Genomic DNA, 16,321 nt, shown 5'->3' with positions numbered 1-16,321 from the left:
CCTCTTTCTAGCTATTCACCAAATGGGTGTAAAAGCCATCCTGTGCAAGCAAGTCTGCATGGTTACCCTCTTCGACAATCTTGCCCTGCTCCAAAACAACAACCTTTTCTGTCCGCTCAGCGATGGTCAAGCGATGGGCAATGAAAATCAAGGTCTTGTCTAAAGCCATGAGATTATCGACAATCCGCTTCTCTGTCAAAATATCCAAACTGCTAGTCGCCTCGTCCAAAATCAAGACAGGCGCATCTGTCAAGAGAGCACGCGCCAGAGCGATTCTCTGACGTTGACCACCTGAAATCCCTGCCCCATCCGAAGTCAATTCTGTCTGGTAATTCAGGGGCATGCGCTCAATATCCTCCCGAATCTCTGCCAACTCCACCGCCCGTAAGATATCCTCCTGAGTCGTCCCCTCCTTGGCTCCCAAAAGAAGATTGTCCAAAATCGTTCCGTTAAAGACATAGGGCTGTTGAGGCAAATAGTTGATATACTGGCGCAAGGCCTTTTTATCAATCTGATTGAGATTGACACCACCCAGACTAATCTCTCCCTGACTTGGATCGTAAAAATTAACCATCATCTTGGCTAAGGTGGTCTTACCTGACCCCGAAATCCCCACAAAAGCCACCTTAGAGCCTTGGGGAATGGTCAAATTGATATCCGACAAGACGTCACGACCATAGCCATACTTGTAGTGAACCTGTTTAAAGGTCATATCCCCTTTCATCATGCTCAAATCTTCTACCGTTTTCTTCTCCTCAAACTCCGAAGCTACTAGATAAACCTCATTTAAGCGATTATTGGCAACCTGCGCTGTCTGAAGTTTGGTTTGTAGGTTAATGATATTTTCCAAAGGATTGGTAAAGTAAACGAGCAAAGTATTATAGGTAATCAGCTGGCCCAAACTCATTTTCCCATCCATGACAAGAATAGCTCCCAGCCAGAGAACGGCAATATTGAGCAGGAGCTGGGCAACTTTTTTCAGAGCCTTTTGCTGGCTTTCTGCCCGACTATAGGTAAAGGATTTTTTCAGATAAGCCACAAATTCCTTGTCAATCTTTTGATAGCGCGAACTTTCACTGGTCAAAGATTTAATGGTCTCAATGCCGTTGATATCCTCGATGATAGAAGAAGACAGAACCGCATTAGCTTCCATGGTATCCCGATTCATCTTTTCAAAAGGCTTCATAAAGGCAAAGATAATCACTGTATAGATAGGAAGCGCAAGTAGACTAATGAAAAAGAGCGTCATATTTTGTGAAAACAGGACAAGCGAGATAATCAAAATCGTCGACACATCTAGGAAAATCGACAGAATGGTCGACGCCAACGCATCGATGATACTATTGGCATCTGTAAAACGAGACACGATTTCCCCTGTCCTGCGTGTCGCAAAAAAGGACATCGGCAGGTGAAAAACATGCTTGATGTAGGACAAAATCACATCGATGGACAACCGTTGACCCAGAACAAGTAAGAGGTATTCCTGCGCATAGGACAAAATCTGCTGGAGAATATAGACGATGACTAGTCCCATTGAGATAATACCCAGCGTCGAGCGCATCTGGTCTGGCACGTAACTATCAATGATGGACTGAAGATAGTAGGAGCCCACGATATTGATCAAGGTTACCAAGAGTGTTGCCAAAACGATATTAGCAATCAAGCCACGCTGTTTGAGTAAGATTGGCAAGAAGGATAGGAGCCCCTGTTTTTTCTCCTTATGGGGTTTATAGTCTGGAGACGGAGCCATAAAGAGACTGACTCCTGTCCATTCTTGCGCAAATCGCTCACGGGAAATCTTAGTCAGCTTGATACCAGGATCTGGATCAGCGATATGAATGTGCTTTTTATCCTGACCTATCACCACATAGTAGTGGAGCAATTTCCCTTCCTTGAGCACATGAGCCACAAAAGGAAAGGTCAAATCTGGCAGATCAAAGAGCATCATATCCGCCTTGATAGCTCGCGTTTCAAAACCAATCTCCTCTGCCACCTTTACAAGTCCCAAAGCCGTTGTTCCATCCATGGTCGTCTTAGCTAATTCTCGTAGATGAGCTAAGGAGTAATAACTACCATAGTAGCCAAATACCATGGCCAAGGAAGCCACGCCACAATCCATCTGATCCACTTGGGGACGATAGTACCTTTTCCCAAATTTCATATCCATCTCCTTTTTTCTAATAATCTCTTAAAAACTTTGTAAGATTATTTTAACCAAATAAGGATAAAAACAGGAAAATATTCCCAAATAAACCATTTTTGCATCTAAAACGCACTTTCAAAAGCATAAACCATCATTTAAATGTAAAAAGCAGAACAAAAGTTCTGCCTGCTTAAAGTAACCGTTAAAAAATGAATGCCCAGAAATAAACTATTCTGAAATGATATTTCTATAAAGTGAGCTAAATGTCATCAAGAATGATGAAATCTTAGGTAGATCAAAATATTCAAACTACGTAGGTAGATTTATTTTGTTTATATTAGCCACAATTCTAATCATTAGATAAGCTATAGAGCTAAACAATACAATAAACTCTGGCCAAGCTTTTCCTAGTAATTGAACAACTTTCATCTCAAACTCCGATCTGATGGTTCATCAATTTCCAATCGTACTTTCTTTTGTTTTGTACTTGTATCCTACATAAAACAGGCCAAGCAGAATTGGATAGGTTTCTGGATAAAACAAGGTGGAAAAACTCCGCCATTTACATGCACAAAATCCTTTCCATTCAGATTCATCATTTATAGTTTTGATTATTTTTCTTCGAATCCTTACAAAAAATACCAAAATAGCCTGCAGCAATCAAACCTATTAAACTCCATTGCCAATCAAAAGATACTAGCGAACCCGTACGAATTAGATGAAGCGTAAGATTAAGACCTATTCCTAACAAAGGAAGTATAGTGGCTAGCTTAGGTAACAATGTATTGAGATTTAGGTTACAATTCATAGTTAATTTCCTTCTATATTTAGATTAACGTCTACTTCCTAGATAACGCCCATACATATAAGCAGCTACTCCTAATACACCCCAAGCTATTGCTGTGGAAGTAGTGACAATGAAGCCTCCTTCAGTAAGAGCCAAATCTTCTTCTGTCATAATATCAAATTTTTTATCCATTTCTTTCATTTTTCTCTCTCCTTTTTAAATAATACTGGCTAATCCAATAGCTACTCCAACCAAAATCCCTACTATTCCTAAATTAGTTCTTATTTCATTGATAATAACTAAAAGATGACTATTCAATAGCAGTTGCCATACACTAAAAATAGTTCTCTTTAAACCTTGTCTTTAGCTAAATCCAAGTAACTCATCATCAAAATAAGGATCGGAACAACTAATTCTGTTTGGAAATATTTTTCAACATTAAAGGTGATTACATTTAAATCTCCCAATATGCAAAGCACTCCAAAAATAATTAGAACTGCTCCCATTACATTTTTTAGATTTTTCATACAAGTCTACTTTTATCCAAATTTACGTTTTAAATCTTGACCAATTAATCGACCACCAAGGAAAATTGCTACTCCTCCAGCAATCATGGCTATGGTAATTAAGCCACCTTCTGTATTCATCAATTCTTCTTCTGTCAATTCTGTCCATTTATTTAAATTCATTTTTTCTCTCCTTATTATTACATAAAATAGCCCCAAGCAATACCACCAATTAGTAAGACACCTCCTACAACTACAGCGGTAACCGACCCCCCATTCACATCCGTCAACTCTTCTTCTGTAAGAGCTACAAAGTTCTGTTCCATGTTGTCAAAATTTGTCATTTGTTTTCTCCTTATTTTTTCTATATATTTAATCTTTAACCTCTAAGCCACTTAAATAGCCAGATTGGGTAAATTACTGAAATCATTTTCTTCTCTCCTTCCTTTTCTTCTCACTTATCTATTCGAGAAGTAATTTAAAATGAACAGGTAAATTTCATTTATTTTAAATACCATTTGATCAACCATGGCAATAAGATTGGTAAATACATCGCGTAATCTCCTTCCCTTTTTCCTTACCTATTTATTCGAAAAACAATTCGAAAATAAACAATTCATTCATTTTTATTTTAAAAACCACTTAATGAACCACAGATAAAAACCAGTCACATACATAAATGTTCCTCCTTTTTCTTTCTCATCTCTTCATTCGCAATTTCTACTAAAAGTTTCTCTTTTTTCGCAAATAAAAAACAACATGACTTGCATGTTGCTTTTTCCTATTTTTTATCTTTAATAATCGCTACTACATCCGCTACACTTTGAAGTTGATCGATTTCCTCATCAGTGATTTCGATACCAAATTCATCTTCTAGTGTCAAGACAAACTCCATCAAATCCACTGAGTCCGCATCTAGATCGTCTTTCAAACTTAAGGCTTCTGTTACGGCAAAGTCTTCTCCCTGTCTCTCTTGGATAATGTTCACGATACGGTCAAAAATTTCTTTTTCTGTCATCTTTTTTATTCTCCTGAAAATTCACGCGCAGTCTGAGCAACTACGTCTGTTTCTAGCATGGTACGAATCTGACGAATCGTACTGTACACAGCATTGGCATCACTTGAGCCATGAGTTTTTACAACTGGCGCCTTGACGCCAAACAAGACTGCTCCTCCAACATCTGAATAGTTGAGCTGTGTCTTCAACCCCTTAAGACTATCCTTAAGAAGTAGAGCACCTAGCTTCGCTCGAAGGCCACCACCCGTAATAGCATTTTTAAGTAAGCCCATGATTCCCAAAGCTGTACCTTCGATGGATTTTAGAACAGCGTTTCCCGTGAAACCATCTGTTACGACAACATCCGCAACGCCATTCATCAGATCACGCGCTTCCACGTTTCCGACAAAGTTCAAACTTTGATCAGCTACTAGCAAGTCGTATGTTTCCTTACGAAGCGGATCTCCCTTGCTGCTTTCTGTTCCATTGTTGAGCAAACCAACACGTGGTTTCGAAATCCCACGAACATTTTTCGCATAGAAGGAACCCAAAACAGCGTATTGGTGCAGATGATGGGCTGTATTTTCCGCATTGGCTCCAAGGTCTAGCATATCAAACCCTTTTCCATCAATGGTCGGCAAGGTAGACATGAGTCCTGGACGATCGATATTTTTGATACGACCCACAATGAAGAATCCTGCAGCCAACAAGGCACCTGTGTTACCAGCAGAGAGGACAGCGTCTGCTTCTCCCTCTTTAACAGCCTTAGCTGCCAATACCATGCTGGCATTTTTCTTCTTACGGATAGCTTTTGTCGGCTCATCGTCTGAGTTGATTTTCTCATCCGTATGAATAACGCTGACACGCTCTGTCGCCGTTAGATATTGCTTAATCTTACTTTCATCTCCGTAGAGTTGAATCTCAATATCTGAAAAGTCAGCAAGGGCTTGGTTGACACCCTCAACGATGGCTTGAGGTGCGTAATCGCCCCCCATAGCATCTACTGCAATTTTTTTCATTTGTCTTCCTCTTTTAGTAATTGTCCCCAGTCTGCTAGGGAATCAATAAATTTCTTTGATTTTAGGTGAATCCCAACATACTCTTCGTAGAGTTGATCCATAAACTTGCGCAAGTCTTGTTTGATTTCTGCCTTAAGCGAAATGGTCTCCAAGGTTTCAAAATCAATGGCTTGAAATTGATTGAGCAGATAAGGGATATTGGGATTGAGATGGCAACGTCTCTCATCCTCATGATAATGCTCTGGACAGAGGCAGGCTCCATATTTGAAAGAAAAGTCAAAGGCCTGATTCACCCGATGGCAAAAGACACACTCATTAAAATTAAGGCTGATTCCAAATCGGGTCAAGATTTGAATTTCAAAAATATTGGTTAAAACCTGATAATCTATCCCTGCTTCCATCAACTCCAGAGTCTTCCTCAAGAAAGCAAACAAGGGAGCATCCTGCTGATTATCCTGCAAACTAGCATCTGCAAGAGCAGCCACATAGGTTGCATAGGCCATGACAAAGAGATCACTATTAATCTTGGGGAAGGTCATCACCTCATGGTAGTCCTCGATGTAGCTAAGCCCATCATCATTGATGCGCAAGAGAAATCGTGCCAACACCAAGGGCTGAATAACTGGAGCTAGTTTGGACTGGCCAGCGTGTTTAACGAAAAACATGCGCTTGCCCGCCTGCTCGGTAAAAATTTTGACTAGCTTGTCATCCTCACGAAAGTTACGATTGTAGAGTACGAGACCTTGACTCGTGATAGACTGAATCATGCTTCTCTCATGTACTCCTCAAGTCGTTTCATGGCCTTTCTGATCGTTTCCATGCTGGCTGCATAAGACAGACGCACATAGCCTTCTCCGTAACGTCCAAAGGCTGCACCAGGGATAAAGGCAACAGCCTTCTTATAGGCAAAATCCTTCAGAAAAGCAAAGGAGTCTTGATTGTAGCCCGCTGGAATCTTAGCAAAGATATAGAAGGCCCCATCTGGTTTGATAATCTCAAAACCAAGAGCAGTCATCTTTTCGATGATATAATCTCGACGCTGGATGTATTCCTTTTTCATAGGCTCTGCGTCGTTTTTACCAGCGGTCAAAGCCTCCACCGCAGCATGCTGAGCCATAGTATTTGCAGCAGTAACCAAATACTGGTGACTCTTGATTAACTGAGCTGTGAAAGACGCAGGAGCAAAGATAAAGCCTAAACGCCAACCAGTCATAGCATGCGATTTAGATAAACCATTGATAATAATAGCCTGGTCTCTCAGCATAGTTCCCAATGATACATGATTTTCCCCTGTATAGGTTAATTCTGAGTAAACCTCATCACAGACAACAAAAATCTCATACTTGCGTAAAACGTCTGCCAAGGCTTCCAACTGCTCCCGACTATAGGTAATACCTGTCGGATTGGCTGGATAGTTGAGAATAACTGCTTTGAGCTTGTCCCCTTGCTCCAAAATGGCCTTTTCCAACATCTCAGGAGTCAAGACAAAACCATTTTCAGTTGTATCAATCTCGACAATCTCTGCCCCAACTAGATTGACAATCGGCTCATATCCTGGGTAGGCAGGAGCTGGCAAGAGCACCTTGTCCCCCTCTTCCAAAATAGCCGTCAAAGTAGCAGATAAAGCCTCTGTCGCCCCAATTGTAACCAAAATTTCATTTTCAGGATTATAATCTAGCTGGTATTTTTCTTTTACAAAGTCGCTAGCAGCCTGGCGCAAGGTCAGTAAACCGCTCATCCCTGTATAGTAGGATTGGTTCTGGTCAATGGCTCGCTTGGCTGCCTCCTTGATATGATCTGGCGTTGTAAAATCAGGTTCCCCCAAGGTCAAACGCAAGACCCCAGGAATCTCCGAAATAGCCTGATCAAACTGGCGAATCAAGGAAACTTGAATCTTGTCTAACTGTTTATTAAAGCGTTTGGTTAAGTCCATAGATATCCCCCTTGCTTACAGAACATAGTACTATTATACTACAAAAGCTCCCTGACCGCAAAATCCATCTGAACCCCGCATTTTTCACTTTCTGTTTTACTTTTCTTCTCAACAGGACTATAATAATAAGTGCTTATTTTCGGAGGTTTATATGTCATTTTTATCAAAAAATGGAGCAGGAATCTTAGCCTGCCTTCTCATTTCTATCGTATCTTGGTTTCTGGGAGGATTTTTCCCCGTTGTGGGTGCACCTGTCTTTGCAATTTTTGCTGGAATGCTCCTCCACCCCTGGCTCTCACCCTACAAACAACTAGATGCAGGTTTGACCTTTAGTTCCAAAAAATTGCTCCAGTATGCCGTTATCTTACTCGGTTTTGGTCTCAATATCTCGCAAGTCTTCGCAGTTGGACAAACTTCACTCCCTGTCATCCTTTCCACCATTTCGATTTCCTTAATCGTTGCCTACCTCTTCCAGCGTTTCTTTGCGCTAGACACAAAACTGGCTACCTTGATTGGAGTGGGTTCTTCTATCTGCGGTGGCTCTGCCATTGCTGCGACAGCACCCGTTATCCATGCCAAGGAAAAAGAAGTTGCCCAAGCCATCTCCGTTATCTTTTTCTTCAATGTCTTAGCAGCACTTATCTTTCCAACTCTAGGAACCTGGCTTCACTTATCCAATGATGGCTTCGCCCTCTTTGCAGGAACTGCGGTCAATGATACTTCTTCTGTAACGGCTACCGCCAGCTCCTGGGACAGTCTTTATCAGACCAATACCCTTGAATCTGCAACCATTGTGAAACTCACACGAACTCTGGCTATTATCCCCATCACTCTCTTTCTCTCCTACTGGCAAAGTCGCCAGCAAAAAAACAGCCAAGATTTCCAACTAAAAAAAGTCTTCCCACTTTTTATCCTTTATTTTATCCTGGCCTCTCTCTTAACGACTCTTCTCACCTCTCTCGGCGTGTCTAGTAGCTTCTTCACCCCTCTCAAACAACTCTCTAAATTCTTCATTATCATGGCCATGAGTGCTATCGGTCTCAAAACCAATCTGATTGCCATGGTCAAATCCAGCGGGAAATCCATTCTTCTTGGAGGCCTTTGCTGGATTGCTATCATCCTTACCAGCCTAAGCATGCAAGCATTGATTGGTATCTTCTAAGACAAAAGGTAGCCCACTGGCTACCTTTTATTGTTCAAGAATTAAGCGTGTGTGTTCTCTCTTGATGCAGCGATTCATCACGATATCGTCGCATCCTCCAGCACGCAAGATTTCTTCCACTTCTAGGCTTTCAAGTCCCAGTTGTGCCCAAAAAATCTTAGCATCAGCCTTGAGAAAATCACGCGCCACATCTGGTAAAAACTCGCTACGTCGGTATACATTGACGATGTCTACAGGGAAAGGGATTTCAGCTAGACTTGCATACGCCTTTTCTCCCAAGATTTCCCCACCTGCAGCCTTGGGATTAACTGGAATGATTTTATAGCCCCGAGACTGCATTTCCTTAGTCACTCGATTGCTAGTTGTTTCTTCACGATCGGACAAGCCCACTACCGCTAACGTTTTGCTAGTTGCCAGATACTGACGAATCACACCATCACTTGGATTGATAAATTCTTGACTCATAGAAATCCTCCTTTTTCTCAGTATAGCATATTTTGAAAAGGCTTGCAGATTTTGACTACAAAAAAATTCCTAGCAAGAGAAAAAGCTTGCTAGGAAATTCGTTTATTCAAGTGAAAGTTTAGATTTTTTTCTCGATACTAAATAATGGAGAAAGAGGACGTTTTTCGTGGATACGAATAATAGCATCGCCCAGAAGATGAGCAATCGAAATTTGTTCAATCTTATCAATCAAACGCTCTTCTGGTAGGTAGATAGTATCCAAAACAACCAATTTCTTAATAGCTGATTTTTGGATATTGTCCATAGCTGGTCCCGAAAGAACTGGGTGCGTACAGCTTGCATAAACTTCAACAGCACCTGCTTCAGCAAGAGCATCTGCCGCATGACAAATAGTTCCAGCTGTATCGATCATATCGTCAATCAAGATACAAGTTTTACCTTCTACTTTACCAATGATGTTCATCACTTCACTGGTATTCATCTTGTCTACACTACGGCGTTTGTCAATAATCGCAATCGGAGTTTTCAAAAACTCTGCCAATTTACGAGCACGAGTCACCCCACCATGGTCTGGGCTGACAACCACGTAGTCAGAGCCAACCATGCCACGACGTTCAAAATAGTCCGCAATCAAGGGAGCACCCATCAAGTGATCTACAGGAATATCAAAGAATCCCTGAATCTGTGCAGCGTGCAAATCAATCGTCAACAAACGATCTACCCCAGCAACTTCTAGCATGTTTGCAACGAGCTTTGCAGTGATTGGCTCACGCGCGCGCGCTTTTCTATCCTGACGTGCATAGCCATAGTAGGGCATAACAACATTGACAGATTCTGCACTAGCACGCTTCAATGCGTCCACCATAATCAAAATTTCAAGTAAATTATCATTTACAGGTGAACTAGTTGATTGTAGGATAAAGACGTGTTTTCCACGGATTGATTCTTCGATGTTGACTTGAATCTCTCCATCTGAAAATTGGCGAACAGTCGATTTCCCCAACTCTATCCCAATTTCTTGCGCCACACGCTCTGCCAATTCTCTATTAGAAGAAAGGGCAAACAGCTTTAAATCAGAAAAAGACATGATTTCCTCCGGTATTTATGTATCACTTGTTTTTACACAACATTTTCCATCTACCATTGTAGCGCTTTTTCCTTTATTTTTCAATCAAAAATAAAACAAGAGTAAACATTTATACCCTTGTTTTATGCTATTTTATATTAGCTATATTAAACCTAAAAATCCTACATTTTAACAATCGATTTTATGCTAGGATGAAATTTTTTCGAGACAAAGTTAGTATACTTCTCTCATACTTCCTGTATCCACATCATAGACAGCACCTGAAATAACCACATCATCAGGAATCAGTGGAGATTCTCGAAGCAATTGCATATCCTCTCTCACACTCTCTTCAACATCCTGGAATGGTAAAAAGTCTTGATCAGACACATCGACTCCGAGCTCGTGTTTCAAATGTTCATGAAAACTTTCATTTTGAAAGGTTTGAGCTCCACAGTCTGTATGGTGAAGCACCACAATCTCTCTTGTCCCCATTTGTTGCTGGGAAATCACCAGTGAACGAATCATGTCCTCAGTTACTCGACCACCCGCATTCCGCAAGATATGAGCATCCCCAAGGGCCAAACCTAGAGCTTGCGCAACGTGTAGACGTGAGTCCATACAGGTCACGATAGCTACTCTGGTTTTGGGTTTAAGTGGCAGATTTAACTGCCCATGTAGGGCAACATAAGCCTGATTGGCTTGCATAAACTGTTCAAAATACGACACGATTCCCTCCTCAAAAATTTGATAATCAAATATTTCTCCTATCTTATCATTTTTAAGAGGATTTGTCACGGATTATGCAAAGACCTTTTTCAAAACTTCCTGAATAGTCGTCACACCAATAACTTCAATTTCCTTGGGTGGAGTGATTCCTGTCAAGGAATTTTTCGGTACATAAATCTTGGTAAAGCCCAGTTTTGCCGCTTCATTGATACGTTGTTCGATACGATTCACGCGCCGAATTTCTCCGGTCAAGCCCAGTTCACCCACAAAACATTCCTGAGGATTGGTTGGCTGATCCTTGTAACTAGAGGCAATAGCCACTGCAACGGCTAAGTCAATGGCAGGTTCATCCAGTTTGACACCACCAGCAGATTTGAGATAGGCATCCTGATTTTGCAAGAGAAGCCCTGCTCGTTTTTCCAAAACAGCCATAATCAGACTCGCACGATTGAAATCAAGACCTGTCGTTGTGCGTTTAGCATTTCCAAACATGGTTGGTGTTACCAAAGCCTGAACCTCCGCCAAAATCGGACGCGTCCCTTCCATAGTTACCACGATTGATGAACCAGTGGCTCCATCCAAACGCTCTTCTAGGAAAACTTGACTCGGATTGAGCACCTCAACCAATCCGCCCGACTGCATCTCAAAGATGCCAATCTCATTAGTGGAACCAAAACGGTTTTTGACCGCTCGTAAGATTCGGAAGGTATGGTGACGCTCCCCTTCAAAGTAAAGCACCGTATCCACCATATGCTCCAACATACGCGGACCTGCCAAGGTTCCTTCCTTAGTCACATGCCCTACGATAAAGATGGCAATGTTATTGGTCTTAGCCAGCTGCATAAGCTCAGCGGTCACCTCACGCACCTGAGACACAGACCCTTGCACCCCTGAAATCTCAGGAGACATAATCGTCTGGATAGAGTCGATGATGAGAAAATCTGGTTGGATGCGCTCCACCTCAGCCCTCACGCTCTGCATATTGGTCTCTGCATAGAGATAAAACTCACTATCAATATCCCCCAAGCGCTCTGCACGGAGTTTAATCTGCTGGGCAGACTCCTCCCCACTGACATAGAGAACCGTACCCACTTGAGATAGCTGGGTTGAAACTTGTAGGAGAAGGGTTGATTTCCCAATCCCAGGATCCCCACCGATGAGGACGAGACTTCCTGGTACCACTCCGCCTCCAAGCACACGGTTGAATTCCTCCATCTCCGTCTTGGTTCGATTGACATTGATGGAAGTCACCTCAGCCAGTTTCATAGGCTTGGTTTTTTCACCTGTCAAGGACACTCGTGCATTCTTGACCTCGGCAACCTCAACCTCTTCTACAAAAGAAGACCAAGACCCACAGTTAGGACAACGCCCTAGATACTTAGGTGAATTATATTCACAATTTTGACACACAAATGTCGCTTTTTTCTTTGCTATAATAATTCTCCTTTTACGGTTACTCCGAAAGAATGCCACTTATACAATGTATTTTGAAATTTATTCTGGTTGGCAACTCCGACAGCAGACAAATCGACAGAAACCTGATAATTCTCCTTGACAGCTGCCAAAACGGAAGCCTTGACACAGAAATTGCCATCTACCCCTATAAACTCTATGCTCTTAGCACCATTTCCCTCTAAAAAATCTTTTAAATCTGGATTAGTAAAGCAAGAAGCCCGACACTTCTCAAAGATACGAGAAGATACAACTAACAAGTTGGTCGCAAATTTCTTCTTTCTATCTTTTCTCTCCCAGAAAAAACGATTGAGAATATAGATAACTCGGTCGCTGGGATAAGTAGCAATTTTGTCATTTACAGCTGCAGTCAGTTCTTCATGATAGGCTTTTCCTACAGCAACATAATCTGACTGCATGTCTACAACTAATAAATAGTCTGCCATTTTATCCCTCTATTTCCCTGTCGATCCAAATCCACCAGTCCGCACGCCATCTGCCTCATCTCCATCTGCAATCAAGAAAGGAGCAAAGACAGCCTGAACCACACGTTCCCCAACTTCGAGAACCACTTCCTGATCAGTAATATTTTTCATCTGAGCAAAGATATGTCCTTCATTCCCTGGATTGCCATAATAGTCTCCGTCAATGACACCCACAGAGTTAATCAAGACCAAGCCTTTTTTACGAGGGTTTGAAGAACGGTCATAGAGATAGAGCACCTCTGTCGGTTGCATATAAGCCTTAACTCCTGTTGGGACCAATATAATCTCACCTGGCGCAATGACAGTTCGTTCGGCAACCTTTAAATCGTACCCAGCTGCATGGGCTGTCTCTCGCTTCGGTAACAAATTTTCATCTGTAAAACTCGAAACCAATTCAAAACCACGAATTTTCATATCTTTCTCTTTTCTATTCTATAATCATTTATTCTAGGCTATTTTATCTTATTTATTCGAAAAAAGCACGAAAAAAGAGCACACAATTCACATCGCTTAGGGCTGCTGGATTCCTCCCCTGACCCGCTTCACGCAGAACTGTTGCTCCACTATTTATTATACCACATTCCCCTCGGTTTTTAAAGAGAAATTATTTTTTCCGTCGATTTCGGAAAAAGTCCTGCATAATCGCTGCACAATCATCTTCCAAAATTCCCGCTTCTACCTCTACACGATGATTGAGACGCTCATCTGTCAAAATATCGTACAGACTTCCAGCTGCACCAAATTTCTGGTTTTTAGCCCCGTAAACCACGTTTGGAATACGGGCAAGCCCAATCGCCCCGCTACACATGACACAAGGCTCAATGGTCACAAAAAGCGTGCAATCCAGCAGGCGCCAACTCTCTTCACTCACATTCGCATTCTCTATAGCCATGATTTCTGCATGCATGACCGCCCGTTGCAACTCCTCGCGCGCATTATGCCCCCTACCAATGATTTCTCCATCCTTGACAATCACACAACCAATTGGAATTTCATCGTGTTCTAAGGCAATCTCAGCCTCTCTCAAAGCCTCTCTCATAAAGGCTTCTTTTTCTTCAACTGTATAATTCATCGTTCTTCTCTTTTCCTACTTATCGATTTTATTATTATATCATGATTCTCAACACAAAAAAAGCCACCGAATGCGGTGACTTAATAGGGAGATTATTATGAAAAAGAAAAGTTTAGGATATTTGTTACAACAAGTTAGGAGGTCTTCTTGTAACTGTCTATAGTATACCCAACCTGTCTTAAACTAATCTTAAAAATCTCCTATGACCAAACACTTTCTAAAATATTAGTTTGTTCACGACCAGGTCCTACTGAGAAAGTTGAGATACGAACACCAACCAACTCGCTTACACGACGAACATAGTTACGTGCATTCTCAGGAAGGTCTTCCAAATTACGGACTCCAGTGATGTCTTCTGACCAACCTGGCAATTCCTCGTAGATTGGCTTACAACGTTTCAACTGCTCAAGACTAGCAGGATAGTAATCAATACGTTGACCATCAAGATCATAGGCGACACAGATTTTCACAGTATCCAAACCACTCAAAACATCTATAGAGTTCAATGAAAGATTGGTAATCCCAGATACACGGCGGCTGTGACGCATCACAACTGAGTCAAACCAACCCACACGACGTGGACGACCAGTTGTTGTACCATATTCATGACCTACTTCACGGATGCGATCTCCCACTTCATCAAATAATTCAGTTGGGAAAGGTCCGTCACCTACACGACTCGTATAGGCTTTACAAACACCTACAACCTTGTCAATCTTACTTGGGCCAACACCAGACCCAATTGTCACACCACCAGCGACAGGGTTTGACGACGTAACAAATGGATACGTACCTTGGTCGATATCTAGCATAACACCTTGCGCACCTTCAAACAGCACACGTTTGCCATTATCAAGCGCATCATTCAAGATAACGGATGTATCTGTCACGTATTGCTTGATTTGTTGACCATACTCATAGTATTCTTCAAAAATATCGTCAACTGAAATAGGGGTACTATCATATAATTTTTCAAACAAACGATTCTTTTCCGCAAGATTGCGTTCCAAACGTTCACGGAAAATATCCTTATCCAAAAGATCCGCAATACGAATTCCAACACGAGCAGCCTTATCCATATATGCTGGACCGATTCCCTTGATTGTAGTACCAATCTTATTGTCACCCTTAGCTTCTTCCTGCAAGCGATCCAACTCAATGTGGTAAGGCAAAATAACATGCGCACGATCAGAAATACGCAAGTTATCAGTTGTCACACCTTCATCATGAAGATAGCTCAACTCTTTCACAAGAGATTTAGGGTTTACAACCATACCGTTTCCAATAACTGAAATTTTTTCAGGGAAGAAAATTCCAGATGGAATCAAGTGCAACTTAAACTTTTTACCATCAATAACAATGGTATGACCTGCATTATCACCACCTTGGTAACGAGCAATCACTTCCGCATTGGCTGAAAGAAAATCTGTAATTTTCCCTTTACCTTCATCACCCCATTGGGTACCTACAACAACAACTGAAGTCATAATAAAAATCGTCTGAGCTACTAGGAGCTCGTCCTTTCTCATATACATGGCAGGAATTCCACCCGCAATTATATCTTACAATTTATTATAAGAAAAAAACACTATTTTATCAAGAAGAAACAGTAGAAAAGATTTGGAAATTCTTTCATTTCTAAATATAAAAACCTTTGATTATAAGCTAATTCTATATTTTTTAAAATATAACTACAACAATCGTTCGTAATTATGATATAGATACTTCCTATTGGATGAGAGTGGTACCACCTTGCAGGAATTTATCTAGATATAGACGATAAGCTGTTTTAAAGTGATATAGTGAAAAGTCCCTATCACTTTTTATTTTAAATCGGATTAAATAATATAGTAAAAACCGAAGATGAAGTGATTCCCACTCTGAACAACTCTGACCTAAAGAGGCATATTCTTGTTCAACTAGTTTCAAAAAGACGAATGCACGATCATAAAATTTCTGAAGCATATAAAAATTCCCTTTCTTATTAGTAACACTAGTCTAACAAAAAAAGGAACTAAAAAAGCTTCAAATCCTATAAAAGAAGAATTTAAAGCTAAACGAACTAAAAATAAAATAAAGAGGTAATTACAGATTTAAAAATTAAAATTTGAAATTTCAACAGTCCATTATATTTATAAATAAAAAAACGCTCAGTTGAACGTTTCGATTTATACTCCGCCAGTAGGACTCGAACCTACGACATCATGATTAACAGTCATGCGCTACTACCAACTGAGCTATGGCGGATAAAAGCTAAGCGACTTCCATATCTCACAGGGGGCAACCCCCAACTACTTCCGGCGTTCTAGGGCTTAACTGCTGTGTTCGGCATGGGTACAGGTGTATCTCCTAGGCTATCGTCACTTAACTCTGAGTAATACCTACTCAAAATTGAATATCTATCAAATACCAAGAAAACCTCACACTTCGTATTCTCAGTTACTTTGGATAAGTCCTCGAGCTATTAGTATTAGTCCGCTACATGTGTCGCCACACTTCCCTTCC

20 protein-coding genes, 1 tRNA gene, 1 rRNA gene and 1 other RNA gene are annotated in these 16,321 nt (G+C 41.2%); 1 reads left to right on the top strand and 22 read right to left on the bottom strand.

Going from position 1 to position 16,321, the window contains the following annotated elements; genetic code table 11:
- Positions 1–7 precede the first annotated feature (7 nt).
- The 10 genes from comA to D8863_RS08090 all read right to left on the bottom strand — a co-directional run bounded on the left by comA (position 8) and on the right by D8863_RS08090 (position 7,385).
- Complete coding sequence (gene comA / locus D8863_RS08135) at positions 8–2,161, bottom strand: peptide cleavage/export ABC transporter ComA (RefSeq protein WP_125441609.1); 2,154 nt, start codon at positions 2,159–2,161, stop codon at positions 8–10.
- A 577-nt stretch (positions 2,162–2,738) separates the two neighbouring features.
- Positions 2,739–2,951, bottom strand: coding sequence for a hypothetical protein (locus tag D8863_RS11265; RefSeq protein WP_049519177.1), 213 nt, complete (start codon positions 2,949–2,951; stop codon positions 2,739–2,741).
- A 24-nt stretch (positions 2,952–2,975) separates the two neighbouring features.
- Positions 2,976–3,131: a hypothetical protein gene (locus tag D8863_RS11090; RefSeq protein WP_000661692.1), complete on the bottom strand. Its 156-nt coding sequence runs from the start codon at positions 3,129–3,131 to the stop codon at positions 2,976–2,978.
- Positions 3,132–3,280: 149 nt separating this feature from the next.
- Positions 3,281–3,457, bottom strand: a complete 177-nt coding sequence (locus D8863_RS11085) for a hypothetical protein (protein ID WP_000793177.1) — start codon at positions 3,455–3,457, stop codon at positions 3,281–3,283.
- Positions 3,458–3,469: 12 nt separating this feature from the next.
- Positions 3,470–3,619, bottom strand: a complete 150-nt coding sequence (locus D8863_RS08115) for a class IIb bacteriocin, lactobin A/cerein 7B family (protein ID WP_001052546.1) — start codon at positions 3,617–3,619, stop codon at positions 3,470–3,472.
- A 17-nt stretch (positions 3,620–3,636) separates the two neighbouring features.
- Positions 3,637–3,780: a class IIb bacteriocin, lactobin A/cerein 7B family gene (locus D8863_RS08110; protein ID WP_000180838.1), complete on the bottom strand. Its 144-nt coding sequence runs from the start codon at positions 3,778–3,780 to the stop codon at positions 3,637–3,639.
- 437 nt (positions 3,781–4,217) lie between these two features.
- Positions 4,218–4,454 carry an acyl carrier protein gene (locus D8863_RS08105; protein WP_049519178.1) on the bottom strand — a complete coding sequence of 79 codons (237 nt, stop codon included), beginning with the start codon at positions 4,452–4,454 and terminating at the stop codon, positions 4,218–4,220.
- Positions 4,455–4,459: 5 nt separating this feature from the next.
- A complete protein-coding gene (plsX, locus tag D8863_RS08100; protein ID WP_049519179.1) occupies positions 4,460–5,452 on the bottom strand; it encodes a phosphate acyltransferase PlsX in 993 nt (330 codons plus the stop codon).
- Positions 5,449–6,219, bottom strand: coding sequence for a DNA repair protein RecO (recO, locus tag D8863_RS08095; protein ID WP_049519180.1), 771 nt, complete (start codon positions 6,217–6,219; stop codon positions 5,449–5,451). The genes plsX and recO overlap by 4 nt, the downstream gene beginning before the upstream one ends.
- The gene (locus tag D8863_RS08090) at positions 6,216–7,385 is read right to left on the bottom strand and encodes a pyridoxal phosphate-dependent aminotransferase (protein ID WP_049519181.1); all 1,170 of its coding nucleotides are present in this window, start codon (positions 7,383–7,385) and stop codon (positions 6,216–6,218) included. Before D8863_RS08090 ends, recO begins: the two co-directional genes overlap by 4 nt.
- Before the next feature lie 151 nt (positions 7,386–7,536).
- Between D8863_RS08090 and D8863_RS08085 the strand changes: the two genes are divergently transcribed.
- Positions 7,537–8,547, top strand: a complete 1,011-nt coding sequence (locus tag D8863_RS08085) for a YeiH family protein (protein WP_049519182.1) — start codon at positions 7,537–7,539, stop codon at positions 8,545–8,547.
- Positions 8,548–8,574: 27 nt separating this feature from the next.
- Here the strand turns inward: D8863_RS08085 and D8863_RS08080 are convergent, their stop codons facing one another.
- The 12 genes from D8863_RS08080 to rrf form a co-directional block, all read right to left on the bottom strand.
- A complete protein-coding gene (locus D8863_RS08080) occupies positions 8,575–9,012 on the bottom strand; it encodes a CoA-binding protein (protein ID WP_049479247.1) in 438 nt (145 codons plus the stop codon).
- A 118-nt stretch (positions 9,013–9,130) separates the two neighbouring features.
- Positions 9,131–10,099, bottom strand: coding sequence for a ribose-phosphate diphosphokinase (locus tag D8863_RS08075; RefSeq protein WP_000010175.1), 969 nt, complete (start codon positions 10,097–10,099; stop codon positions 9,131–9,133).
- 213 nt (positions 10,100–10,312) lie between these two features.
- Entirely contained in the window at positions 10,313–10,807 is a 495-nt protein-coding gene (locus D8863_RS08070) for a beta-class carbonic anhydrase (RefSeq protein WP_002876632.1), read from the bottom strand.
- Between the two features lie 72 nt (positions 10,808–10,879).
- Positions 10,880–12,217 (bottom strand): DNA repair protein RadA, encoded by a 1,338-nt coding sequence (radA, locus tag D8863_RS08065; RefSeq protein WP_239665328.1) that lies wholly within the window; start codon positions 12,215–12,217, stop codon positions 10,880–10,882.
- A gap of 20 nt (positions 12,218–12,237) precedes the next feature.
- A complete protein-coding gene (locus tag D8863_RS08060; protein ID WP_000796430.1) occupies positions 12,238–12,705 on the bottom strand; it encodes an isochorismatase family protein in 468 nt (155 codons plus the stop codon).
- A gap of 9 nt (positions 12,706–12,714) precedes the next feature.
- A complete protein-coding gene (locus D8863_RS08055; protein WP_000701976.1) occupies positions 12,715–13,158 on the bottom strand; it encodes a dUTP diphosphatase in 444 nt (147 codons plus the stop codon).
- A 64-nt stretch (positions 13,159–13,222) separates the two neighbouring features.
- Positions 13,223–13,316, bottom strand: an RNA gene (gene ffs, locus D8863_RS08050) — signal recognition particle sRNA small type.
- Between the two features lie 32 nt (positions 13,317–13,348).
- Positions 13,349–13,816, bottom strand: coding sequence for a tRNA adenosine(34) deaminase TadA (gene tadA / locus D8863_RS08045; RefSeq protein WP_001110100.1), 468 nt, complete (start codon positions 13,814–13,816; stop codon positions 13,349–13,351).
- 200 nt (positions 13,817–14,016) lie between these two features.
- Entirely contained in the window at positions 14,017–15,303 is a 1,287-nt protein-coding gene (locus D8863_RS08040; RefSeq protein WP_049478107.1) for an adenylosuccinate synthase, read from the bottom strand.
- A gap of 241 nt (positions 15,304–15,544) precedes the next feature.
- The gene (comW, locus tag D8863_RS11150; protein WP_000939509.1) at positions 15,545–15,781 is read right to left on the bottom strand and encodes a sigma(X)-activator ComW; all 237 of its coding nucleotides are present in this window, start codon (positions 15,779–15,781) and stop codon (positions 15,545–15,547) included.
- Between the two features lie 208 nt (positions 15,782–15,989).
- A tRNA-Asn gene (locus D8863_RS08030) sits at positions 15,990–16,063 on the bottom strand.
- Positions 16,064–16,068: 5 nt separating this feature from the next.
- Positions 16,069–16,184 (bottom strand): 5S ribosomal RNA (rrf, locus tag D8863_RS08025).
- Positions 16,185–16,321 lie beyond the last annotated feature (137 nt).

Source organism: Streptococcus oralis, from assembly GCF_003943825.1.
Classification (GTDB): Bacteria; Bacillota; Bacilli; order Lactobacillales; family Streptococcaceae; genus Streptococcus; species Streptococcus oralis_CD.
The sequence above is the reverse complement of the archived record's forward strand: the minus strand, read 5'-3'. Positions and strand labels throughout refer to the sequence as shown.